A 24,339-nucleotide genomic window follows, 5' to 3' on the forward strand; every position below is an offset into this window, starting at 1 on the left:
ATTTGTAGGGGGAGGGTTATTTTATAGTTTATTGAAAAATAAAAAGAAAAATATCATTCTAATACAATGATTTTTAATTGAATTATAAAACCCCTATTTGTAAATAAAACTCATTCTCATAAAATCATTTCCAGTTTGTGGGCCCGCAAATACGTCCAAGAGTACCGGGTAAAAAAGCATCATCTCCTTTTTAATTTTTATTTTCAAAATAAGGAAATTGAATATGAATAAAAGCACTAAATTTACATTAATTGCTATGTTGGTGGGGGTTTCTACTTGTGCGAGTGCGGTAACGGAATCTGCACAGAGTCAAACATATGAAACAGAAAGATCAGATATAACAATAGGGGAAACTCAAGTAGCCCACGGGCCGTTTGGTGGAGAGGAAGGCTCACCTGGTGTTGGCTATCGTTATAAATCCGAAGGGAAACGAATATCATTTTCTGGCTTAACTAAAATGATCATGTTCCCAAAAGAGGGGAATGTTTATGTTATTAACGGGACTCCACACCGTGATGTCGATATGGGTAAATTTCAATTTTCTAAGGTAGCAGATGCTGAAGTTTACTACGGTGATTGGTCACAAACTGGAAAGGAAGACGATGCTAAACATACGGCATTCTTTTCTGGTCTCGACGCTACAACGGCAGTCCCTACCGAAGGTAAAGCAACTTACACTATTGCTGGTATCAACCAATATGATGGCGAGAAACAACTCTCTGGTGTATTTGAGGCCGACTTCGGTGATAAGGATTACACCGGTTCATTACAGGGCGAAGATCTAAAAATTGCTCTTGAGGGGAAAATACAGGATGCAGGCTCATTCTCAGGTTCAGCAATTGCCAATGATACCGTAACGGGTATGAACTATGGCCGCTTCTTTGGTGAGAATGCAGAGCATGTGGCGGGGGTCGCGGTGTTTAACAGTGACCATCAATATGATACTGCATTTGGTGGTAGTCAGAACCAAGAGTAATCTTTTAATTTAGCGCTGTATATTGATCAGGTAGGCAAAAGTGATTTTGCCTACCTGTATTTTTATGAAAAAAGAACAGGAAAGAGAAATGAAAAAAATAATAAACAATATTGAGGTATTAATTCTATTATTGTTTTCTGCAAATTCATTTTCTGAACAAAATTATGGGCATCAACAATATGAACAGATAATTGAAGTTTTAACAGAAATAAATAACACAAGAAATAAATCACCCATTATAATCCCACTTAAAATTGATAAAACTGTCGACGACCTGGGCTTTATTCTTTATGATTTAACCAATCGGCAGCGATTTGAACAAATCGATGAGTTATTACCTGATTATCTAAATGATGAAAATCACGATAAAGGTCTGGTGGATTATATTTCCGCAGAAAGAGCTTATTTTAATGGGGATTACCCATTGTCACTTAAGTTTTACTTAAAAATAGTTAATGAAAGCCCTAACTCTATATTTTCTGAAATGAAATTGGCTCATGTCTATATAAAAAATAACTATCACTGTGAAGCATTAATTTTATATAAAGAGATAAAAGATAAATACCGAGTAAATCTATCTGAAGAGCGAATAAAACAGATAGATAATGAAATTACAGCATTAGAAAATCGCACTCATTGGCAGGGAAATTTCAATGCTGATTTAAAATATGATACGAACTATACCGAGGCTCATGGCAATGGTGAACAGCAATGTAGTGCAATGTGGTGTATGCAAGGTAGCGAAATTAAATCCGGTTTGGTGTATGGCTTTTCAGGAAATGCCAATAAAGTCCTTTGGCAGAATCGAGGACATTCACTGTTAGCCAGCCTTGGTGGACATGTATGGGAATACCCACATCGCTCAGCAAAACGGCGCTTTTCAAGTTATTCATCAGTAAGCTATCAGTATCTTTATGGGAATAAAAAGGTCACGTTTTCACCGATTGTAGATATTAATTGGCGAGGACATTTGTTTGACCATTACAGTGTCGGCGCGAGTATTACGGGGGCATATTCTCCTAATAATAAGCTTTATTTGCTATCCAACCTAACGTATAAAAATCAAACTTTCTTCGGAAAACGAGCATCGCGTTCAGGTTACGATATTAATTACAGTATGACAGCAATTTATTCGGTTAATCCACAATGGAGCGTATTCTCAAATTTATATGGTGGCAAAAATATTGAGCAATATAAAAGTGACAGCTATCAAGTGTCAGGGTTAACTGTGGGTTCAATCAATGTATTTGGCTCGAATAAATTAATCAATAAATTAACAAGCAGCAATCATTATTTTCTTGATTTTGACAGTGCACTTAATACAAAACGACACGATGAGTCATGGGTGTTAAATAGCCAAATAACCCTATTAGGACACAAGTTTTTATCATTAACACCAACACTTTATGTTAATTACAAATTCAATGATAGCAGTGCAAAAATAAGCTATTCCTATAATAAAAGCGAAGTGGGTTTAAATTTAAGTAAAACGTTTTAGTTCGTATTGAGATTTCATATGAAAGTAACAGCAGTGGTGGCAATGCAAGTTGTCACAGGGTTAACTATGGGTGTCATTTCACTTTCGTCTTATGCCAGCTCAAGGGAACAGGTGGGCAATATACAAGTAAAAGATAGAACAGACACTATTAAGCAACGTGACCAAAAAGGTACGGATGACCAATATGATAAAGATGAATCCAATATTTATATAAGTAAAGAAGCGGTAGAACGTTACAAAGGAACGAATCCCGCAGATGTTCTTAATCACGGTATTGGCGTGTATAGCGGGGATGCGCGTAATAGCGGCGCGTTAGACCCGAATGTTCGCGGTATTCAAGGGCAAGGACGTGTACCCGTCACGGTAGATGGTACAGAGCAAGCTATCACTGTGTGGCGTGGCTACAGTGGGGCTAATAACCGAAACTATATAGACCCTAATATGATCAGCAGTATTACCGTAGTAAAAAGCCCGATGCTAGATCGTGATATTCGCACTTCAGTTGGTGGCGGCGTTGCGGTTAAAACTCTTAGTATTGATGATGTTGTGCCATTCGATGAACGCTTCGCAATAGATATTAAATTAGAAACACGGACTAACTCAACCAAACCAAGAATTAACCAACTGCATTTAGGTACGGATTACCGTGATGATTCTCAGTTAATGGAAAGTTTTAAAAAATATAATGAAAGAATGTCATTGATGATGTTTCGAGATCCGGAAGTTTCAGTTGAGCCGGATCAACGGGGAAGTTCAAATTTTTTTAATTTAAAAGACAGTGCAATGCGAGTGGCACTAGGATTGCGCCAAGAAAAATTTAATCTACTGTTTGCCTATAGTCATCGAGATCAGGGAAATTACTTTGCGGGACGTCATGGCGCAGGCTACTTCCGCGAACCAATGATTACTCGTAACAGTAACTATCCTCAAAAAACGGTAGACCCAAACATTCCTTTTGTTGCAAATGTGTATTTACCAACCAAAGAGGTTGGAAATACTTCCAGCAATATCGAAACTTTTCTGCAAAAAATGAATTTACAATTATCTGAATCACAAAAAATATCCCTTGGTTATGTACACACAAAAAGCCATTACGGGGAAATTATGCCTTCACAAATTCGTTTTCATGATTTGGCTGGTGAAATTCCTCAATGGCCTTTAGCCAATATTAGCTTAAGTTCTTTCTATGCAAATTATGGGTTTAAACCCAACGACCAGTCATTATTGGATTTTAAATTGAGTTATTGGCTAACAAAAACAGATTTAAATTCCAATACGGCGGGTGGTGCTCCTAGGCAACCATTAGAGGAAGATTGGACAATTGAAACTAATGGAAAAAATCCTTATATGAACGGAAAATTGGTGGATGCTATTAAATTAAATCAACTTAATGACCGACAAGGTATTTCTTTATCGAATAAATCACAGTTAACTCCTAATTTTGATATTACGTTTATTGGTAATTTTATCCATGAAAGAATTAATAGTCATGAAGATTTATATGCGCCAAATGCAGAAATTCCTAAACGTAATGTATTTCGAGCTATTCCACGAGAAGGTAAGCGTCAAGAATACAGCGGAGCAATTAAACTGGATTGGCGTCCCACTGATTGGTTAAATGTAAATGCGGGTCTACAGTACCAAAACTATTGGTCACGAGATTTATTAAGAGAACGTCGATTAAAAGTCAAAGACTCACGATTTGCTGTGCATCGAATTCAGAAAGCTATGAATTTCGAGTATTCGAGACCATTTACTGAAGAGGAAGCGCGTAAAGTGAGAGAGTATGTGGACAGCAAAGGGCGTACTTTTGATGGCTACGATAAGGCTGGCAATTGGCATGACTATAGCATTGGCACTTCTAGAATTGAGTGGTTTGTCGCCGAAGCGTTATCACTCCCTGCATACTCCCTAAAAAGTGCGGAACACTATTATACAATCAAAGAAGAATATGAAGGATTTCGAATCATAGGCTTTGAGTATATTAAATGGCAAGTGGATGAAGATGGTAAGTTCACGACAGAGAATAACCCATTTTATAATGGAGAGATTGATCTCTCAGAAGAAGTGATTGACCCGATTAGCCAGAAAAAAGTAAAAGCAATCATAGCATACCGTTCCCCGCATAAAGAATCTGAATATATTTTAGTCAACGAGGACGAAAAGTATAAAAACCCCGGTAAACGTATTAATTCCGCATGGAGCCCATCGCTTGGTGGGTCAGTCTACCTCTCCGAGAATGACCGTGTTTTTGCGCGCTACGCCGAAACCGTCAGAATGCCCAGCATTTTTGAAGATACGATTGGGTTTTCAGGGGCTGGTGAGGGTTCCATAAGAACACGTCCATTTAAACCGGAACGTAGTCACACTTTTGAAATCGGTTATGTGCGTAATTTGCAAAGTTGGTTAAACGCTGAAAATGCCGCCGATTTTAGAATCAACTATTACCATAATATTATCGACAACGCGTTTGATCGTGATGGTAATTTGGTCTTTTCACAAATGGATCAGCACCGAACTGCCGGATTAGAAGTGTTAGCTCGTTATGATAATGGGCGTTTCTTTGGGGATTTAGGAATCGATTACCGATTAAAAAATGAAGTTTGTGATAACGCCTCTATGGCACGGTTAGATCCACTCAATAAGTTCAACGCTTCAGTCTGTACAGAAGGTGGATTCCCTCAAGGTTACCTTCGCACTCAGTTGCAACCTAAGTACAGTATTCACACTAATTTGGGAATGCGCTTCTTTAATGAAAGCTTGGAAGTCGGTGGGCGTATACGCTACCACGCTAAAACAGAAAATAAAGATGAAGCTCGCATGATTCATCGATTTGGACCGTCTTATGCGCCTCTAAACAATAATCCGATGAGTTGGAATGCGGTATTTGTCACGGATGCTTATGTCGCTTATCAAGTGAATAAGAACCTGTTAGTGGAATTGTTGGCCTCTAACATATTAAACGAATATTACATTGACCCGCTGACACGTAGCATGATGCCAGCACCGGGGAGATCCCTTCGTTTAAGTGTGACTAGTCACTTCTAAGGCTCAGCCCCAGCAAAGCAATTTTTGCTGGGGTTGATTAGGAATATCGCCATGAATTATTTTCGAATTTATTATGGGTTACCGCTTTCCGGCTTATTACACTGCGCCATCATTTATTTTTGTTTTTTTGCATTCAATTCATTGTCATTCAAAATGACAGCACCGTTAATTTCACCAGTGGTGACCGTCGCGTTAACCCAGTTTTTAGTTGAGCAACAAGTGAGCATTCCCCAAGAAACCGAATCAGTAGTTGGAGGTGAGCTAAATGCCATAGAGGAGTTTGAATACGCGAATATCAAAGTGAGTAAGCAGCGTAGTCATCAAAACAATGCAGCAAATACAGTCGCTGAAAAAACACTTAAAGAAGTGAAATCTGAAAAGCGTAATCCTGTAAAAAACAAAGCTAAATCAGAAGAAAAAGCCAAGAAAGAAAGCTCTCGGGATGATTTGCAAACCCAAAGAGCAAAAGAAGGAGAAAGCAAAGTAAATTCCTTAGCTGCAGGGCAGCAAGGAGATCTCTCTCATTTTTCTGATGGCGAAAATAACACCAATACCAAACAGCGTTATCTAGACCAGATCAAACGGGAAATTGATAGCCATAAACAGTATCCGCGACGAGCACGCAAAATGCGTATGCAAGGTGATATTCAAGTTCAGTTTGATGTCACAGAGAAAGGCGAGTTGGTCAATGTGAAAGTGGTGGATTCAGAAAAAAGCCAGTTTTTCGAACAAGCGATATTGGATGCGATTAAGCGTTGCAAGCCACTCGGTAAGCCACCTGAAAATATGAACAGAAAAATGATATTAAAAATCAATTTCAAATTAGACTGATACTGAAATCGATAACAAAATCAAGCCGCTATGGCGTTATATAAATATAGCGATATAGCGGCATTGTACAATATTACTGTTCTGTTGGTTTTGCTTCTTTAACGTCTTTACCTTCTTCCGCTTCAGGAAGGGTGACGTTTAATTCGAGAACAGAAATATCATCATCTTTTTGTTCAAATTGTACGGATAACATTTCTGGGTCAACTTGAACATACTTGCAAATAACTTGCAAAATATCTCGCTTCATATCAGCAAGATAAGCTGGCTCACTATCACCGCGGCGACGTTCAGCAACGATGATCTGCAGTCGCTCTTTTGCGATATTTGCTGTCGTCTTTTTTCTCGACAGAAAGAAATCCAATAAAGCCATTATTTATCCCCCAAATAGACGCTTTAAGAAGCCTTTTTTCTCTTCTTCAATGAAACGCATAGGGCGATCTTCACCTAAAATACGTTCTACACAGTCGCTATATGCTTGTCCTGCTTCAGAGTCAGAGTCCAGAATGACAGGTTCACCTTGGTTAGAAGAACGTAAAACAGACTGATCTTCTGGGATCACACCCACTAATGGAATGCACAGAATTTCCAAAACGTCTTCCATACTCAGCATATCACCACGAGTCACTCGACCTGGGTTATAGCGAGTTAACAATAAACGCTCTTTAATTGGGTCTTGACCTTTTTCTGCTCGGCGTGATTTAGAGGATAAAATTCCTAAAATACGGTCTGAGTCACGAACAGAAGAGACTTCCGGGTTAGTTGTGATAATGGCTTCATCAGCGAAATACAGCGCCATTAAGGCACCACTTTCAATACCGGCAGGAGAGTCACAGATAATAAAGTCAAACGCCATTTCGTTGCTAAGTTCATCCAGAATTTTTTCAACACCTTCACGGGTCAGCGCGTCTTTATCACGAGTTTGTGATGCAGGAAGAATATAAAGGTTTTCAGTACGTTTATCTTTGATTAACGCCTGATTAAGAGTTGCATCACCTTGGATAACGTTAACGAAGTCATAGACTACTCGACGTTCACACCCCATGATTAGGTCAAGGTTACGCAGACCGATATCGAAATCGATAACTACGGTTTTCTTCCCTTTTTGAGCTAGGCCGGTAGCTATGGCCGCGCTTGAAGTGGTTTTACCAACGCCACCTTTACCAGAAGTAACAACAATTATGCGTGCCATGAATAATTCCTTGTAAATAAGGTCTAATTTAAGTATTCAATATTAAGTTTGTTATCAACTAAACAAAGTTTAGCTGCTTTGGCGAGAAATTCAGTAGGTATCTGATCACTCAACCAATACTCGCCTGCAATGGACACTAGCTCTGCTTGCAAATGAGTACAATAAATCTGGCTTTCCATATCACCAGAGGCACCAGCAAGGGCACGACCTCTCATAACGCCATAGATATGAATATTACCATCTGCTAATAATTCTGCACCTGCACTAACATTACTTGTGACGATGAGATCACTATTTGGTGCATAAATACGCTGACCTGAACGAACAGGCGTATTGATAATACGGGTTTTGCGATAAGCAGATTCGATAGGAGCAGGTTGCGGGGCAATATCAGATTTCGCAAAAGTGACGTCATCCGTTGATGGCTCCGGCGCTTTTTTGCTTTTACCTTCATTAAGCACCGGTAAGCCCGCTTCATTGATCTTTTGTCTTAATAGTGGGTCAGTACAGCCGCTGACGCCCACAATTCGAAGACCTGCAGAAACAATCGCTTTATGAATGCTGTACATATCTGCGTGGTGAGTTAATTCTGCAACATTAATAACAACTGGGGCATTTTTAAGAAAATCAGGAGCCTGATTGACCTTGTCTTGCAGCGCTTTTTTGATGAGTTTAGGCTCTTCACTGTGTAAGTGAATGACTGAAAGAGTAAAACTGCTGCCTTTAAGTTCTATTGGCGATTGTGGCATCTATCTAGACTCAGCAAATTAAAATTTCCGAAACAATCCTCGGGTGAAGATACTCAGTAAAACAATAGCATGTTATAGTTACTGCATACTTCAAGCAAGCATACGAACCAAGAAAAAGAGTTAAATATAATGATTTGTGCAATTTATAGAAGCCCGAACCGTGATCAAACTTATTTATATGTTGAAAAGAAAGATGACTTTTCACGCGTTCCAGAAGAACTCCTTAAGCAATTTGGCAAACCACAGTTTTCAATGTTAATTTCATTAGATAAACGTGAAAAACTAGCAAATGCGGACATTGAGCGAGTTCGAGCTGACCTTCAAGACGTTGGTTATTACTTACAATTCCCGCCTCCGGTTGAAAATTTACTTTCTGAATATCGCGAATTAAACGACTAAGATAATTTAGGATTATCCTTAAAAAGCCATTATCGTCAGGAGGATAAAAATGAAGCCAACGTTATTATATACATTAGTCGCTGGTGTACTTTTAGCAAGTTGTAGTGCACCACAGACTCAAAAAGCGGCAACTCAAGCAAAGGAAACTCGAATTCTGACAACGGCACAAGAAGCTGCGATTGAGAAAGAAGTTGTCGCACTAGATAAAGCTTTTCCAATTGAACAACGTGAACCTTCACAATTTCCAGCTTATGTGGAATTACTGAAACAACATGCTGTGGCTCAAGGCATCAAACAATCTACGATTGATCGTGGCTTTGCAAACATTTATTTCCTTGAACGTGTCGTAAAAGCAGATAAAGGGCAACCTGAAAAACGCGCAACAGTGACGTTAGCCAGTTATTTAAAGAATGTCTTACCACAATCCCGCATTAATGCGGGTGTTGAAAAGTACTATGAAAACCAAGCGGTATTGAACGCGATTAGCCAGAAATATGGTGTACCGCCACAATATATTGTCTCTTTATGGGGACTCGAAAGTGGTTTTGGTCGCTCACAGGGTAAGGAAGATGTAATTTCAGCGCTTGCCACACTCTCTTTTGAAGGGCGTCGTGAAGCACTGTTTAGTAAGCAATTATTAGCGGCCTTGGAAATCATGGATAAAGGCTATATCCCAGAAGATCAGCAACTGAAAGGTTCATGGGCTGGTGCGATGGGGCAGAGTCAATTTATGCCAACGTCTTATTTATCCTATGCCGAAGATGGCGATGGTGACGGCAAAATGGACATTTGGAATAACAAAGCCGATGTTTTTGCTTCAGTTGCCAACTATTTATCTACAGAAGGATGGCAATCTGCATTACCATGGGGTTATCAAGTTTCATTGCCTGCTGATTTTAACCGTAGTTTAGAAGGGGTTAAAACGGAACAAGGGAAAACTGTTCGGGAGTGGGAAAAATTAGGGGTTAAATTACCTGCATTTTCTCAACTATCGCCAGATGTGAAAACATGGGTGGTTATTCCTGATGATCCTGAAGGTCGAACGTTCTTAGTGACCCAAAACTTCCGTACGATTATGCATTGGAATCGTTCATATTATTTTGCATTAAGTGTTTGTATGATGGCGGATGGCATCGCTGCAAAAATACAATAATGATAATAGGAGTTACCGACATGTATCAACATCGCGACTGGCAAGGTGCTTTATTAGATTTTCCTGCCAATAAAGTAGTTTGTGTGGGCAGTAACTATGCCAAACATATTAAAGAAATGGGTTCAGCATTACCTGAGGAGCCTGTCTTATTTATTAAACCGGAAACCGCACTGTGTGATGTCAACCAGCCAATTGTTATTCCTAAAGAGTTGGGCTCTGTTCACCATGAGGTTGAGATGGCGATTTTGATCGGTATGCCGCTTAAAAATGCAGATGAAGATAGGGTCGCTCGTGCAATTGCTGGTTATGCAGTAGCACTTGATTTAACCCTAAGGGATTTACAGGCAAAATTTAAAAAAGCAGGGCAGCCATGGGAAAAAAGCAAAGCTTTTGATGGCTCATGTCCGATTTCTGGATTTATTCCCGTCAGTGGTACCAGTGATCTGCAAAATATGTCACTGAGTTTAGAAATCAACGGCGAGGTTCGTCAGTCTGGCTCTACCCGTGATATGATCACGCCAGTTTTACCGCTAATTAGCTATATGTCCCGTTTCTTTACCTTACGTCCTGGGGACGTTATTTTAACCGGAACACCGGAAGGTGTGGGGCCATTGGCTTCTGGGGATATGTTAAAGCTAACAATTAATGATAATTCACTGACCACTAGGGTCATTTAAGTATAGGATTTTGCAGTATTATGTCTCAGTTTTTCTGGCAGGTTAAAACCTTAGATGAAATGACCGATGAAGAGTGGGAGTCTCTCTGTGATGGATGTGGGCAATGCTGCTTGCATAAATTAATGGATGAAGACACCGATGAGATCTATTTCACTAATGTGGCTTGCAACCAGTTAAATATTAAAACCTGTCAGTGCAGACATTATGCAGATCGTTTCAAATATGAAGCAGATTGTATAAAACTGACTCGGGATAATCTGGAAACATTTGCTTGGTTACCAAGTACCTGCGCATACCGTTTGTTAATGGAAGGGAAGTCACTTCCTGCGTGGCATCCATTGAAAACCGGTTCAAAAGCTGCAATGCATAATGAAGGTATCTCAGTCCGCCATATCGCAGTGCGAGAAATTGATGTGGTAGAGTGGGAAGATCATATTATGAACCGACCAAGCGCCAGATAATGTATCATTAATGGACTCTTCTAAAAACCCGCTTCATTTATACTGAGCGGGTTTTTTTATCTCCAGCCTTCAACTAGATTCAAAGTCATCAATTCGATTAAAAATGATGAATCGAACGAAAAATAATCAGCTTAGCCCGCCAGTCAAGATCCTTTGTTATAAATAAGAAATCTGCACCTTGTGGATCCTATTAAAATAGATTTTTCAAAAACGAAAACTAATTTGGCTTATATTTAATCACCTTCAAAGGTTAAATATTCTTTAATAAAAAGCATATAAGTATTTAAATACTATTTAGTCAGCCTAATTCACACACATAGTGATTTTAAGTTTTAATTCGATAGAATATTGAAATAATATACTTTTCTTGTCCTGTTGTGCTCAAATATCATATTGTCATTCAAGAACTAATTTAATGAGCCAACGTTATCTAAATGGAATTATGATTAACGTTATTGTCACGTTAGTTCACTGAAAAGAGGGGTAGAATAGGTAGTGTTAAAATCGATTAGCACTTAACATTAAATGCTTTTTTGCTCAAAATGAAGACATAAGGCAAATCAAAAACCCATAAAATACGTTTTTAGGAATATTCCTAATATGCGTTTTTTAGGCAATTATTATAAATTTGGTCGAATTGTTATTTTTAAAAATAATCTTATATATCAATTTGTTATGTCAATGATTGAAATTTTGACCTAGATCAGATTTTTTTTAAAAAAGTACTACTTATTTAGTATTGCTAGATCATAAATGATTATTTCCGCTTACATAGCCTCATGCCTTGATACTCTTAATAAGATTGAATTGTCAAAATCTTATTATATGACAGGAGCATTATCTTGCGATATTTATGATTTTTTATCATAAATATTTACCCAGTCTCGTTACCGTGCTTTTTCTATTGCTTCTGCGATAGAGTTAGTCACTGAAAAGTTATTATTATATAACTTTTTATTTCACTCTAAATCACAATAAAGTTATAGGTAATCATTTTACGCACAATGAAGGTTAATTGTGCATTAGAATAATAATTCGATATTTAATTTTATTTATTGGCAAATGTTTCAATATGAACATCGAACAATTATATAAAAATAATTTATCAATAATGTGTTTTTAACACGTATTCCGTGAATCGGGTTTGTAATAAAAAGACTAGAAAAAGTGTCTAAATGTAAATAAAAATACAAAATTTAACTTATATTCCAGTTCTGAGATTTTCATGAAAGTCTGTTGAATAGAGCGATTGCGATATTAAATTCTGTATTTTTAAGAATGTATTATTCCATTATCTGATTTCATCTCTAAATATGACTTATTGAGTGTGATTAATATATTGATATTTTCGATTGATTGATAAACTGCAATAGGTTGCATCTATCAAAATGTTAATAAGCTAAGATAAAAACGATTTAATGAAACTTAAGTTTTTATGTATTCTTGGCTCCGAATTAAATGGTCATACAACTTGTTGGTCAAAAAACAGAATGCACTGAGCTATTTCTTGTTTGTGCATTACGGTGATCCGTTGACGCTCTATATATGCTGATTTCTGGCCGTATTTTAATACGGCCGGGCTCTGTTTTTGCTGCTACCCAAGACTGAATAAAAGACCTCTTAATAATTCGTATAAGCAATAAATAAAAAACTCATCTTAGGAATTGAAAATGAAAAAAGTTTTACTGACTGCTATCGCAGCAACAGTTCTTGGTTTCACAACAGCAAACGCAGCAACTTCAGTTGGCGGTGGCCAAGTTAACTTTAACGGTAAAGTTATGGATGTTTCTTGTAACGTTTCCGTTGATGGTCAAGGTAGCGATGCAACCGTGTATTTAGCACCGATTTCGTTAAACGAAGTCAAAAAAGGCGGTGCAGATACAATTTTAAAACCAAAAACATTTACTATTTCAATCAGCGAATGTGCTCAAGGTGAAAACGCAATTGCTGATGGCGAAAAATTAGGTGTTCGTTGGACTGGTGGTAACTTAGCCGCTAACACAAGCGGTAGCTTAGCTAACACACTGTCAACTGGTGCGAAAAATATCCAATTGGCACTGTCTATTGACGGAATGGCAAATAAGAAAATTTTCCCAGGTGATAACGAGCAACCAAAAACTAAAGGCTCAACTGTAGATGGCAATACTCTGTTTACTTACTATGTTGGCTATATCACTAACACGCCTGACACTGTCAGCGCGGGTGAAATCCAAAGCTACGCAACCTACGAAATTACTTATAACTAATTTTTCAGTCAGTTTTTATCGACATTTTCGATAAAAACATGAGTTAGTAAGCGGTGGGCAAACTGCCGCTTTTTGCTTTGAGGCCCACATGAAAGCCATTCTATTTAGCCTTTGCTTACTGTCGAGTGTGACAGCATTTGCAAATAACATCATCGTTAACGGTACTCGTTTTGTTTATCCTAGCGATGAGAAAGAAATCACTATCCAATTAAATAATACGGCTGACCGTCCGGCTATGGCCCAAGCATGGCTTGATACAGGTGATGCATCAGAAACACCTGATACCATTAAAACGCCATTTCAACTTACACCGCCGATTTCCCGAATTGAAGCGAAAGGTGGACAAACTATCCGCATTAAGCTGATGGATAAATCCGCCTTACCGCAAGACAGAGAATCCTTATGGTGGCTCAATCTGTTAGATATTCCACCAATGGTCAAAAATAAAGCAGAAGAAAATCAAAATGTGCTGCAATTGGCTATTCGTTCTCGTTTTAAATTTTTCTATCGCCCATCAGGCCTAGGCAGTCGCGAGCTTGCTCCTGAGCAGCTCGTTGTTAAAGCAGATGGCAGTAAGCTTAATATCGGCAACCCGTCGCCATACTTTATTACTATTACAAAAATTTCTACTGATGGTACTAACGGATTGAATAACGAAACAATTTTTTTAGAGCCTAAAAGCCAGTCAACAGTGACGCTCAAGCGAGCACTGACGTCAGGAACTAAGATTATTATGAACAATATCAATGATTACGGCTCAGATGTAGCGGTAAAAACTACCGTTAAATAGGATTTAGAATGAAGCAGAGAGAGTTAAAAAATAAATATATAAACTTACTCTCAGTGACAGGTTTAGTCACAGTCTGCGCTCTGCCGTCTTTTTATGCCTGGAGTGAAGAAGATACCACGTATGAATTTAACAGTGGTTTCATTATAGGTAGCCAAGAAAACGTTGATTTAGAAAGATTTAATACGACAGGGATCAGCCCAGGAAAATATTCCGTTGATGTGTATACCAATGGAAGTTGGAAAGGGCGATACGACCTTGATTTTGTCGCGAAAGAAAATGGACAGTTAGGAACCTGCTATACCCCAGCGCTGTTATCTGAGTTGGGTATTAATGTCGAAAAATTTGCACCGATGGCAAAACTCGATAGCAAAGAGTGCCTTTTTTTAACTCAGTGGAATAGTGACCCTGATGTTCGCGACACATTTCACTCATCAACATTACGAGTTGATATTTCTGTTCCTCAAATTTATGAGCAGAAATCATCTCGTGGCTATGTGTCTGAACAATTCTGGGAAACGGGGATCCCTGCGTTGAATCTAGGCTATATGAGTAACTATTATGATAGTCATTCAGATGGCAACAATAATGCGAGTGCTTATCTCGGATTAAATGCAGGATTAAGCTACGACGGCTGGCTATTAAAACATATTGGGAATTTAAGCTGGCAACATAACGATGGTACAAACTGGCACAGCAACCAAACGTATTTGCAACGCCCAATCGCCTCGTGGAAATCAAAAGCCACTGCGGGGCAGTTTTATACCGACGGTGACATGTTCGATAGCATCAGTTTATTAGGGGCAAAAATTGCCACTGACGATACGATGTATCCGGATAGCATGAGCACGTTTGTACCTGAAATTCGGGGTGTTGCACAAAGCAATGCCCTTGTTACCGTCAAACAAAATGATGTGGTTATTTATCAAACCTCCGTTTCTCCAGGGCCATTTAACCTCAATGATGTGTACCCATCCGGTTATGGTAATGACCTTGTCGTGACTATCAAAGAGGCAGATGGAAGTGAGTCTTCTTTTAGTGTGCCTTACACGTCGATGGCTCAGTTACTACGTCCCGGTTATACCCGCTATCAATTTTCAGGCGGTAAATCGGACGCTAAAGGTATCAGTAACCGACCATTTATTATGCAAGGTACTTTGCAGCACGGTTTAAATAACACCTTCACACTGTATGGTGGTGTCACGGCATTTGATGATTATCAGGCTTATTTATTAGGTGCAGGTGTGAACACGGTTATTGGCGCAGTTGCTCTGGATGTTACTCAATCAAGAGCGGTATTCAAGCAAAGAACGGATATGGGGCAAAGTTACCGATTCACGTTCAACAAATTGTTCTCTGAAACCGATACTAACCTTATGTTGGCGGCATACCGTTACTCAACAGAAGATTATTACAGCCTTTCAAATGCGCTTTATGCCATTGATGCAGATAAAAAAGGAAGAGATAGTTCATTAGGTCGCGAAAAAAACGGTTTTAGTTACACAATTAACCAAAACTTACCGTACGACTTAGGAAGTTTCTATTTCACTGGGCGTATTTCAAGCTATTGGAACCGCAGCGGCATCGAAAAACAGTATCAATTAAACTACAACAATCAATTTGGCCGTTTCTCTTACGGCATTTCGTTTATGCGGGTTTATTCAGATAACGCACAGGGAAGCCAAGATGATCGCATAAGTTTAAATGTTAACTTCCCACTCTATTTTGGGGATAACCGTTACGCGACGATTTCATCGAATACGACCTTTAATAACGATAAGTTTGACGTTTCGCAGGCGGGTATAAATGGCTCCTTTGATGCAGATAATAACTGGACTTACGGACTAAATACCTCAGTAGAAAATGGAGGCAACAAAAACCTTTCCATCACTACGGGTTACCAAACGCCGGTCGTGAGTACCAATGCCAACTACAGTCAGGGTCAAGGTTATCGTCAATATGGTGTTTCCGCTAACGGGTCAATGCTTGTGCACGCAGGTGGTGTGACTTTGTCACCAAATACCGCCTCGACCGTGGCATTAATTGAAGCCAAAGGTGCAGAAGGCGCAACGGTTATGGGCGCGCAGAATACCAAAATAGACAGTCAGGGTTATGCCGTAGCTCCATACGTTCGCCCTTATCGCATTAATAATGTAGAGCTTGATCCGAAAGGTAGCTCAGAAGATATCGTATTCATCAACACGACAGCACAAGTCGTACCTTATGAAGGCAGTGTGGTGAAAGTGACTTTTGGCACGAAAGTAGAAAAAAATGAAGTATATAACGTCGTGAGAGCAGGTAATAAACCGCTGCCTTTTGGTGCCAATGTCGTGAACGCAGGTGGCGATTATATTGGTATTGTAGGGCAAGGTGGTACGGTATTTATCACGAATAACGAATCTAAACTTGCAACCGTGAAATGGGACGGTGGTGAATGTTCATTCTCATTAACCGCTGGAAATAGTCAGGAGAGTCTATGTCAATAATCAAAAAATGGCGCTGGCTAATTGGGGCGAGTGTACTTTTTACAACACAATACGCCGCCGCATACTTTACAGGTTGGGATTATTGTGACAGAAGCAGTCAGCCCACTTATAAACTGAATATGGATATGGGACGAGTGGTTGTGAATGCAAACGTGCCAGTTGGTGGGGTTATCGCCAGTAAAACGTGGCCGTTGGATACCAGTAACCGTATTTATTTAACTTGTTACGGGCGCAATGTGATTAATGCGGATATTGTGATGCCGGGACTGCACGAAATTGAGAATAAAGTGTATCAATCCAGTGTTCCGGGTATTGGGATGAAATTTGAACGCGCAGGCCAAGTAAGTATGGTTTACCCCCATGAACATGTGGTCAATGGGGGGTGGGGAACAGACTACTATTTAGCAGGTTCTACATTCACGTTAAAGTTGATTAAAACAGCGGAGATCACCGGCTCTGGCACTATCGCAAAAGGGGAATATACCCAATATGGTTATAAAGGAAGCTCAAGACCCATTTTAACCACGTCGTTAAATGCCAATGCGATCACCATTGTTTCCCCTTCATGCATTATTGAAAGTGGTAAACAACAGAATGTGTATCTCGATACGATTAAGCGTTCCGATTTGACCACTCGGGATCATACGGCGGGACCGAAAAACTTTGATATTGTTTTGCGATGCAGTGGCGGAACAACGATGTCGGGGAATGCGGATATTAAGATGGACTTCAGTGCCAATAGTTCCGTCAGCGCGGTTGAAGGCGTATTAAAAAATGATGCGACGGGTTCTAGTGCTGCAAAAGGAGTTGGAATCCAAGTTATCGAAAGAGGTAGTTATGCGCCAGTCAACTTTGGTAAGCCTTTTCCTGTTGGGAAATTAACAAATTCTCAAGAAAGAGTATTTACCTTGCAGTTTATCGCGCGTTATTTCCAGTTTGCTGATTCAATTTCGGCAGGCGAAGTGAGATCTCACATGGTTTTCAATGTAACTTACGATTAAAAAGTATATTAAATTTCTATAGGAAATCGCATATTTTTAATAAAAGATGTGCGATTTTTTGTTTTTAAATTAATACTGGCAGTAGTGTGAGGTTAGATTTTTATTATATATATAATATGCAACTTTAATTTTTAGGAAGAAATAAAAATACCCATAAAGCTAAATTTAATCGATGAAGATTAATAGCTACATTAGCTTTATGGGTATTTTTTGATAATCAAAAAAAGATTATTATGTGTGATGTTTAGATGGAATAATTACACTTTCTGCTGCATATTGTAATTCTCTATTTGGAATATCGAATGAATGGTCATCACTATTATTAATTTCACTTCTATAACCGTTAAAAAACCATTCAATAGGGCACATTAAAATTTCAGAAATATCAAGGAGATGGTCAATTGGAATCTTGTTAATACCATTTTCATACCGTGATATTTGCTGCTGACTTAAATGTAACTTATTTGCTAAATTTGCACCTGACAAGCCTAGCTCTTTTCTCCGGGTTTTTATTCTAAGACCAATGACACTATGAATGTCCATATGACATGCTCAACTTATTATTAAGGTTATTATCAGTCGTTTTCACTATATATTATATTAAATTACAAGCTGTTTTAAAAGCTAATAATTAAAATTAACCTAAAATTAAAGTATTTAACTTTCAATGTCAGCCTTTCATTTAATGATAATCACATTCAAAATTTTTATGCTTGTTACTGTAATGTCATTTTGAATATTCTGAATTTAAATAACAATAAGAATATCCCGCTAGAATTATTCGGTTAAATCTGTCTATTTAATAAAATCGACAACTATTTATTTGTATGTTAATTGTTTAATAGATTGGTCAATTTGGTTAAATTGTTTCATTTTGGAACTTTCTTAATTTTGGGATGTTCCTCAATTTTTATTTTCATGGGGTTTCTTTGTTTTAAATTTAAATATAAACGTCAGGATTTTTTTTAAATTAAAGTTTAAATAATTTTTTTATTATCTTTTATTTTTATATTAAATATAACTAAATTTATTATATTAGATAATAAAAAGAAATTTCTTTAGCGCTACACTAAGTATAGATATCAAGTATACTTGAGTTAACTGAATTCGCTTTATCACTGAGTGTATGAGGGTAATATGAAACTGTATATTTATGATCATTGTCCATTTTTTGTTCGTGCCAGAATGATTTTTGGCTTGAAAAAGGTTGCGATAGAAGAGGTTATTTTGTTGGATAACGATATCGAAACCCCAACACGTATGATAGGACGTAAAATGGTACCTATTCTAGAGAAAGAAGATGGTCGCTATTTACCAGAGAGTTTGGACATTGTGCGTTATGTTGACCAATTAAGTGAACCTCGCCTAGCCGCAGGAGAAATTAGTCCTGAAATTGATAGCTGGTATAAAGCGGTTTCTTCGACGGTATCTAAATTAGTGACACCACGCTTTACGGAATCTGAATTTCCTGAGATAGCGACGGAGGAGGCTAAAGCTGCGTATATTCAGCGTGTTAGCAAGTTTCATGGCGATGACCTATCTGTGCTGCGTAAGGAAACACATACTCTATTGATTGAGTTAGAGCCGTATATGGATCGATTAGATGTATGGCTAGAAAAGCGTAACAAAGCACTTGTGGATATTAACGATTTTATTATATTCCCTGTGCTGCGTAGCTTAAGTATCGTGAAAGAAATAGGCTTTAGTACCACAATTCATGACTATATGGACCGTACATCAAAAGCGACGGGAATTAATTTGTTATTCAGCCAAGCCAAATAATATTTAAGTAACACCAATATAGAAAGATAAAAAAACCGCCAAATTAAGAATGGCGGTTTTTTATTTTGCAATAAAAGTAGAGTTACTGCATATAATCACTCAAAATATAAACAAGTTTATAATGCCCTTGCGTCAACGTTAAATGATCTTTGGTTAATGTTACTGTTGCACCATTTGTCAGCATACGGTTAATTAAGGTATCCCATCGTGAAAGATCTTCATCTACACACTCTAATTCTGTTTTACTTAATGTTTTAACTTTTAGTGTTGCATTATTAATTGCACCCATTCCGTTAAAGTCATTACACATAGAGGCAGAGACAAACATTTTTTCACCGAATGAAATGGACGGTGCGGTCTGTTTTTTGGCAATACGCTGACCATCCACTTCCGTTAAGACAAAATTATGATGCATCAGCTGCTGCTCAAGGGATTGCGGACTACTACCAGCATTTACTTGATGGGTTTGGCAAGCTGCAAGTAACAACCCAAAGAGCGTTAGAGGGATCAGTCTTTTCATGATGCAAGATCCAGCTAAGGCTTCACAACGTTCGGGCAATTTTCGCCACGACTGATCTGTTGAATATTACTCAGTGTTGTTAAGCTGATACTTGTTAAGGCTTCTTCGGTTAAAAACGCCTGATGGCCGGTAAATAATACGTTATGACAAGAAGATAATCGGCGGAAGACATCATCTTGAATTACATCATTAGATTTATCTTCAAAGAAGAGATCTCTTTCATTCTCATACACATCCATGCCCAATGCGCCAATCTTTTGGGATTTAAGTGCATTAATCGCGGCAGCCGAATCGACTAAAGCTCCACGGCTGGTATTGATGATCATCACGCCTGATTTCATGCGATTAAACGCATTTTCATCCAGCAAATGGTGGTTCTCTGGTGTTAAAGGGCAGTGCAGAGAAATAACATCAGATTCCCGATACAAGGTGTCTAAATCGACATATTCGGCACCCATATCAAGGACCGCTTGGTTAGGGTATGGGTCATGAGCCAGTAAGCGCATCCCAAATCCTTTTAAAATCCGTAAAGTGGCTTGGCCAATTTTGCCCGTACCAATAATGCCCGCGGTACGGTTATGCATATTAAAGCCAGTTAAACCTTCGAGAGAAAAGTTAGCATCACGCGTACGCTGATACGCGCGATGAATACGGCGATTCAAACATAGCATCATGCCAACAGCATGTTCTGCAACCGCTTCAGGAGAATAAGCCGGAACGCGAACGACTTGAATGCCCAACTCATTGGCGGCATCTAAATCAACATTATTAAAGCCGGCACAGCGTAAAGCGAGAATATGGACATCGAGAGCTGCGAGCTCTTCCAGCACCGCACGGTTCGCTTCATCATTAACAAAAATGCAAACTGCGTCAGCACCGACGGCATTTTTAGCTGTCTGAACCGTTAATGGAAAATCAAAGTATTCAATATTAAAATTAAACTCTGATTGTTGGTTGACCTGTTCCATATGTTTGCGATCATACTGTTTGGTGCTATAGGAAACAATTTTCATCAGAGGAACTCCATAATTTATAGGAACCAATAAATGACAAGCTGTAGGTAAAATAAACAAACCTACAAAAATATGCGTTCAGAATAAGACAATTAGTGGCGTAAATCACCTCTAAATTAAGAAAATATCTTACTGTTTACGTTTGATTTTCGTTTACACACTATCTTTAACAAAGATAGTCATTTTTAGTATTAAAATAATGCGATTATTAAGTTTTACTTTTTCTTTTAAAGAATAGATAGATTTTGGGTAATAGATAAAGCTAAGGAGCGGCGTGAAGTTTGCATAATTGGTCTATCAGGGGCAAGGGAAACAACGCTCGCTCAAAAGTTATCGGAAAAATTTAGTCTCCCTGCATAGGATTATGATGAAATTTATTGGGATAAACGCCAAATGAAGTATGTCAAAAACCTCAGGATAACATTAAATCTCTGGTCGCTGACATCAAGTATCAAGACAGCAGGATAGTGGAAAGGGCTTATGACAAGCCAATTTGATCAGCGATTGGATAAATTTTTTGCAGCTAATCCGGTATTTGCCGAAAAGATAAAGGTTGTGCATGATACACAATCATGTTCTTGTGAAATTGCCAACCATGCAGCATCACTAAGAACTGACTGAAAATAATGAAGTAACAGAGTGAACAGATAGGGTTAAGTTGTTCATTTCTGGTTTAAAAGATTAGAATATATTTATCTAAATAGAGAAAGTTATTATGGAAATGACCTACATCGCAATGCAAGTCGTCGAACTGCTCGTCCCAATGCATCCTTTCACTTTATTTTCGTCCATCTCATCAATGGTATTTATCGTTGCCTCATGAAGATGGTACTCAGAGAAGATTCATGAAACGGGCAATAAAAATACTGTTTTTCCTATTAGGGGTGAGTGTTGTGCTCCTAATCATATTATGGTCAACATTAACCCGTTGGGCGCCTGTTGTTGCTAAACATTTTTTACCTGAGCAGGTGACGCTGTCACTTTCTGAACCACAGTTTGTTAACCGCCAGATTAGACTTCCCAGCATAGGATTAAGTGCAAGTAATTGCTCTCTGGTGACAGTAACAGATGCTAGGGTCTCATTTTTCCCAATTAGAGCCAAAATTGATGAGCTTGATGTTAATGCGGAATGTTTGGATAGCATCAAAACAAGTGAGGAGTCACCAAGTTCTCCTATCAATATCACCGAGATACTGGATGCGCTCCCTCAATTTTCACTCGTCATTGATAAAGTCTCACTGCATTCTTGGGAACAATATCAAGGGAGTTTATGGTTACGCAGTACCGCTGACTCGCCACTTATGCTGGATTATCAAGGGGAAAATGTCCGGGTTTCTTCTTTTATTAATTTGCAAAATCAACTGATTGTGCAGCAATTTTCGGCTACGTTACCTCAGAGCACATTAGCGTTAGAAGAGTTGCAAGCGCTGGATCAACGTAAGCCACAAGAAGAGCCTCAACATATTGAATTAACCGCGCAATTGGCTTTACCTCTGACGACGGCTCAACTGCCTGAAACGGGAGATATCGAAGCTCAATTTAAGCTTATTGAGTTAAATAAACGCTTAAAGACAAAACTGCATTGGCAGCGCGACGAAGGCTTACTTACCGTTACGGATATTGAGCAGCAACAAGAATTATTCCATCTTCCATGGCAGGTTTCATCATCACAAGTGACCGTAACGGATGGTCGCTGGCGCTGGGATGATGCACAAATCCCGCTTCACGGTGGAATTGCATTTCAAATTGATAACTGGAATCAAACCCTGAGTGAGTTTGTGGTTTCAGGGCGTTTGAACATGTTGACTGATGCAAAAAAAGGAAAAGCTAACTTAGTCCTGACGCTTGAGCCTAGTCGTATCAATCTCCTCGATGCAGATATTGATTTTAGACTTAACGGTCAAGTGAAATACGATGACATGGTGCTGGATATCAATTTGCCAGCGAAAATTGCAGGTCAGCTGGTTTCACCCACCGTCGCATTTATGCCCGGTTCATTAATGAGAGCCTATGGGCAGGTTTCCCCGACAATTTTGTTACGGGAAATACGCTTGCCTTTGGCGGGGACGCGTTTAAATGCCGACGGAATTTCGGGGCGCTTACAAGCGATTTTAAAAGTAAAAGAACAGTATTGGGGTGACTTTGATATTCACCTCGATGGCAGTGCGAATAAGTTTAATATTGATAAAGGTAAATGGTTCTGGAATTACTGGGGAAATGCTCAGTTACCCGCGTTAGCCGCTCGTTGGGATGTGAAAGGTAACGGTAATTGGCAAGATACACAATTAACGCTCAATAGTTTAAATACCGGATTTGACCAAATTAAATATGGTTTACTCTCCATGTCTGCTCCGCGCCTTAAATTAACCTCGCCGTTGGTTTGGCAGCGAGATCAAGCAAAAGCTGATTTTTATGGTGTATTGCAATTAACCAGTGATCAAATGCTATTTGGCACAGACAGCTATTTACCTAAAATTACGGCGAATGCAGAACTTAAAGGAACATCCCCAGCCAGCTTTCAGTTAAAAGGGGATTTAAGTACTAAGCAAGTAGGGCCGATCGTCATATTTGGACGATGGGACGGTGAACGTCTGCGTGGTGAAGCGCGTTGGCCTGAACAGTCAGTTCAAGCATTTCAGACATTAATTCCGAAAGACTTAAATATTGAATTACGTGAGGGGAAACTATTTTCTCAAGCGGCTTTTTCCATGACGCCAGAAAATGGTTTTATTGCTGGTGGACATTGGCGAGTGCAAAATACGAGCTTATGGATGAAGGATGGTGAGCTGAATGGTTTGGATTTTGTCTTACCATGGAAATTACATAATAGTACGTGGACATTAGGTGAAAAATCACCCGTTGAATTACGTATCAAGCATATTTCGAATTTGTTTGAGTTTACCGATATTAAAGCGGATTTATCGGGAACATATCCTCCGACGGAAACCCACCCAATCCAACTGAGTAATGTTGGATTTAAAATGTTAGGCGGTGAAATCAATCTCGATGTACTTCGCTGGCCACAAAATAAACCCGCGACGATTAGTGTCCATCAAGTGGAGCTTAGCGAGCTATTCACAAAACTAAAAGTTTCACAATTTGCTGTTTCTGGTCGAGTAAATGGCGAGTTGCCATTTTACCTGAATAACCCTGATTGGATTATTAAAGGGGGGTGGATGGAAAATAACGGGCCTTTGACATTACGTTTAGAGACTAATTTTGTAGAGTCTATTGCCAAAGATAATATTTCAGCGGGATCGGCAATTGGATGGCTACAATACCTTGAAATTCAACGCAGCCGTACGGATGTGAATGTCACAAACTTGGGATTGCTCACGATGTCGACTATTCTTGAAGGGTATAACACCAAAGAAGCCAAGAAGCGTGAAGTTCACTTAAATTATCACCATGAAGAGAATATTTTTCAGTTATGGCGCAGTTTACGTTTTGGTACTAGCTTAGAAGAATGGCTCGAAAAGAATATATAAAAGGGAAAAGAACTAACGTGAAAACATTAAAATTG

At 38.8% G+C, this 24,339-nt stretch carries 20 protein-coding genes; 14 read left to right on the top strand and 6 right to left on the bottom strand.

Going from position 1 to position 24,339, the window contains the following annotated elements; all coding sequences use genetic code 11:
* Positions 1-223 precede the first annotated feature (223 nt).
* The 4 genes from LDO51_RS15370 (at position 224) to LDO51_RS15385 (ending at position 6,353) form a co-directional block, all read left to right on the top strand.
* On the top strand, positions 224-976 hold the full coding sequence (locus LDO51_RS15370) for a Slam-dependent surface lipoprotein (protein ID WP_225575258.1): 753 nt from the start codon (positions 224-226) through the stop codon (positions 974-976).
* A 64-nt stretch (positions 977-1,040) separates the two neighbouring features.
* Entirely contained in the window at positions 1,041-2,474 is a 1,434-nt protein-coding gene (locus tag LDO51_RS15375; RefSeq protein WP_225575259.1) for a surface lipoprotein assembly modifier, read from the top strand.
* Positions 2,475-2,492: 18 nt separating this feature from the next.
* On the top strand, positions 2,493-5,522 hold the full coding sequence (locus tag LDO51_RS15380) for a TonB-dependent receptor domain-containing protein (RefSeq protein ID WP_225575260.1): 3,030 nt from the start codon (positions 2,493-2,495) through the stop codon (positions 5,520-5,522).
* Positions 5,523-5,573: 51 nt separating this feature from the next.
* Positions 5,574-6,353: an energy transducer TonB gene (locus tag LDO51_RS15385; protein ID WP_225575261.1), complete on the top strand. Its 780-nt coding sequence runs from the start codon at positions 5,574-5,576 to the stop codon at positions 6,351-6,353.
* A gap of 73 nt (positions 6,354-6,426) precedes the next feature.
* Here LDO51_RS15385 and minE read toward each other — a convergent pair whose 3' ends face one another.
* The 3 genes from minE to minC are packed head-to-tail and all read right to left on the bottom strand — an operon-like array spanning position 6,427 to position 8,291.
* A complete protein-coding gene (minE, locus tag LDO51_RS15390) occupies positions 6,427-6,723 on the bottom strand; it encodes a cell division topological specificity factor MinE (RefSeq protein WP_225575262.1) in 297 nt (98 codons plus the stop codon).
* A gap of 3 nt (positions 6,724-6,726) precedes the next feature.
* The gene (gene minD, locus LDO51_RS15395; protein ID WP_154603880.1) at positions 6,727-7,542 is read right to left on the bottom strand and encodes a septum site-determining protein MinD; all 816 of its coding nucleotides are present in this window, start codon (positions 7,540-7,542) and stop codon (positions 6,727-6,729) included.
* Between the two features lie 23 nt (positions 7,543-7,565).
* Positions 7,566-8,291, bottom strand: a complete 726-nt coding sequence (minC, locus tag LDO51_RS15400; protein ID WP_225575263.1) for a septum site-determining protein MinC — start codon at positions 8,289-8,291, stop codon at positions 7,566-7,568.
* Positions 8,292-8,420: 129 nt separating this feature from the next.
* On the opposite strand from minC, the gene LDO51_RS15405 reads away from it, so the two are divergent.
* From LDO51_RS15405 to LDO51_RS15440, 8 genes are all read left to right on the top strand, one after another.
* Positions 8,421-8,690 carry a YcgL domain-containing protein gene (locus LDO51_RS15405; RefSeq protein WP_036948197.1) on the top strand — a complete coding sequence of 90 codons (270 nt, stop codon included), beginning with the start codon at positions 8,421-8,423 and terminating at the stop codon, positions 8,688-8,690.
* A 49-nt stretch (positions 8,691-8,739) separates the two neighbouring features.
* Positions 8,740-9,843 carry a lytic murein transglycosylase gene (locus LDO51_RS15410; RefSeq protein WP_225575264.1) on the top strand — a complete coding sequence of 368 codons (1,104 nt, stop codon included), beginning with the start codon at positions 8,740-8,742 and terminating at the stop codon, positions 9,841-9,843.
* 20 nt (positions 9,844-9,863) lie between these two features.
* Positions 9,864-10,520, top strand: a complete 657-nt coding sequence (locus tag LDO51_RS15415) for a fumarylacetoacetate hydrolase family protein (protein ID WP_154603877.1) — start codon at positions 9,864-9,866, stop codon at positions 10,518-10,520.
* A gap of 20 nt (positions 10,521-10,540) precedes the next feature.
* Positions 10,541-10,981, top strand: coding sequence for a YcgN family cysteine cluster protein (locus LDO51_RS15420; RefSeq protein ID WP_225575265.1), 441 nt, complete (start codon positions 10,541-10,543; stop codon positions 10,979-10,981).
* 1,670 nt (positions 10,982-12,651) lie between these two features.
* On the top strand, positions 12,652-13,227 hold the full coding sequence (locus LDO51_RS15425; protein ID WP_225575266.1) for a fimbrial protein: 576 nt from the start codon (positions 12,652-12,654) through the stop codon (positions 13,225-13,227).
* An 88-nt stretch (positions 13,228-13,315) separates the two neighbouring features.
* A complete protein-coding gene (locus LDO51_RS15430) occupies positions 13,316-14,017 on the top strand; it encodes a fimbrial biogenesis chaperone (RefSeq protein ID WP_225575267.1) in 702 nt (233 codons plus the stop codon).
* Positions 14,018-14,025: 8 nt separating this feature from the next.
* Positions 14,026-16,500: a fimbria/pilus outer membrane usher protein gene (locus tag LDO51_RS15435; RefSeq protein WP_225575268.1), complete on the top strand. Its 2,475-nt coding sequence runs from the start codon at positions 14,026-14,028 to the stop codon at positions 16,498-16,500.
* Positions 16,491-17,501, top strand: a complete 1,011-nt coding sequence (locus LDO51_RS15440; protein WP_225575269.1) for a fimbrial protein — start codon at positions 16,491-16,493, stop codon at positions 17,499-17,501. Before LDO51_RS15435 ends, LDO51_RS15440 begins: the two co-directional genes overlap by 10 nt.
* A 231-nt stretch (positions 17,502-17,732) precedes the next feature.
* Here LDO51_RS15440 and LDO51_RS15445 read toward each other — a convergent pair whose 3' ends face one another.
* Complete coding sequence (locus LDO51_RS15445) at positions 17,733-18,044, bottom strand: helix-turn-helix domain-containing protein (RefSeq protein ID WP_225575270.1); 312 nt, start codon at positions 18,042-18,044, stop codon at positions 17,733-17,735.
* A 594-nt stretch (positions 18,045-18,638) separates the two neighbouring features.
* On the opposite strand from LDO51_RS15445, the gene grxB reads away from it, so the two are divergent.
* Positions 18,639-19,283 (top strand): glutaredoxin 2, encoded by a 645-nt coding sequence (gene grxB / locus LDO51_RS15450; protein ID WP_225575271.1) that lies wholly within the window; start codon positions 18,639-18,641, stop codon positions 19,281-19,283.
* An 82-nt stretch (positions 19,284-19,365) separates the two neighbouring features.
* Here grxB and LDO51_RS15455 read toward each other — a convergent pair whose 3' ends face one another.
* The gene (locus LDO51_RS15455; protein WP_225575272.1) at positions 19,366-19,803 is read right to left on the bottom strand and encodes an META domain-containing protein; all 438 of its coding nucleotides are present in this window, start codon (positions 19,801-19,803) and stop codon (positions 19,366-19,368) included.
* 14 nt (positions 19,804-19,817) lie between these two features.
* A complete protein-coding gene (locus LDO51_RS15460) occupies positions 19,818-20,816 on the bottom strand; it encodes a 2-hydroxyacid dehydrogenase (protein ID WP_225575273.1) in 999 nt (332 codons plus the stop codon).
* A gap of 845 nt (positions 20,817-21,661) precedes the next feature.
* Between LDO51_RS15460 and LDO51_RS15465 the strand changes: the two genes are divergently transcribed.
* Positions 21,662-24,304, top strand: coding sequence for a YdbH family protein (locus tag LDO51_RS15465; RefSeq protein ID WP_225575274.1), 2,643 nt, complete (start codon positions 21,662-21,664; stop codon positions 24,302-24,304).
* Positions 24,305-24,339: the final 35 nt, after the last annotated feature.

Origin of the sequence: Providencia alcalifaciens, from assembly GCF_020271745.1 — a bacterium.
GTDB lineage: Bacteria > Pseudomonadota > Gammaproteobacteria > Enterobacterales > Enterobacteriaceae > Providencia > Providencia alcalifaciens_B.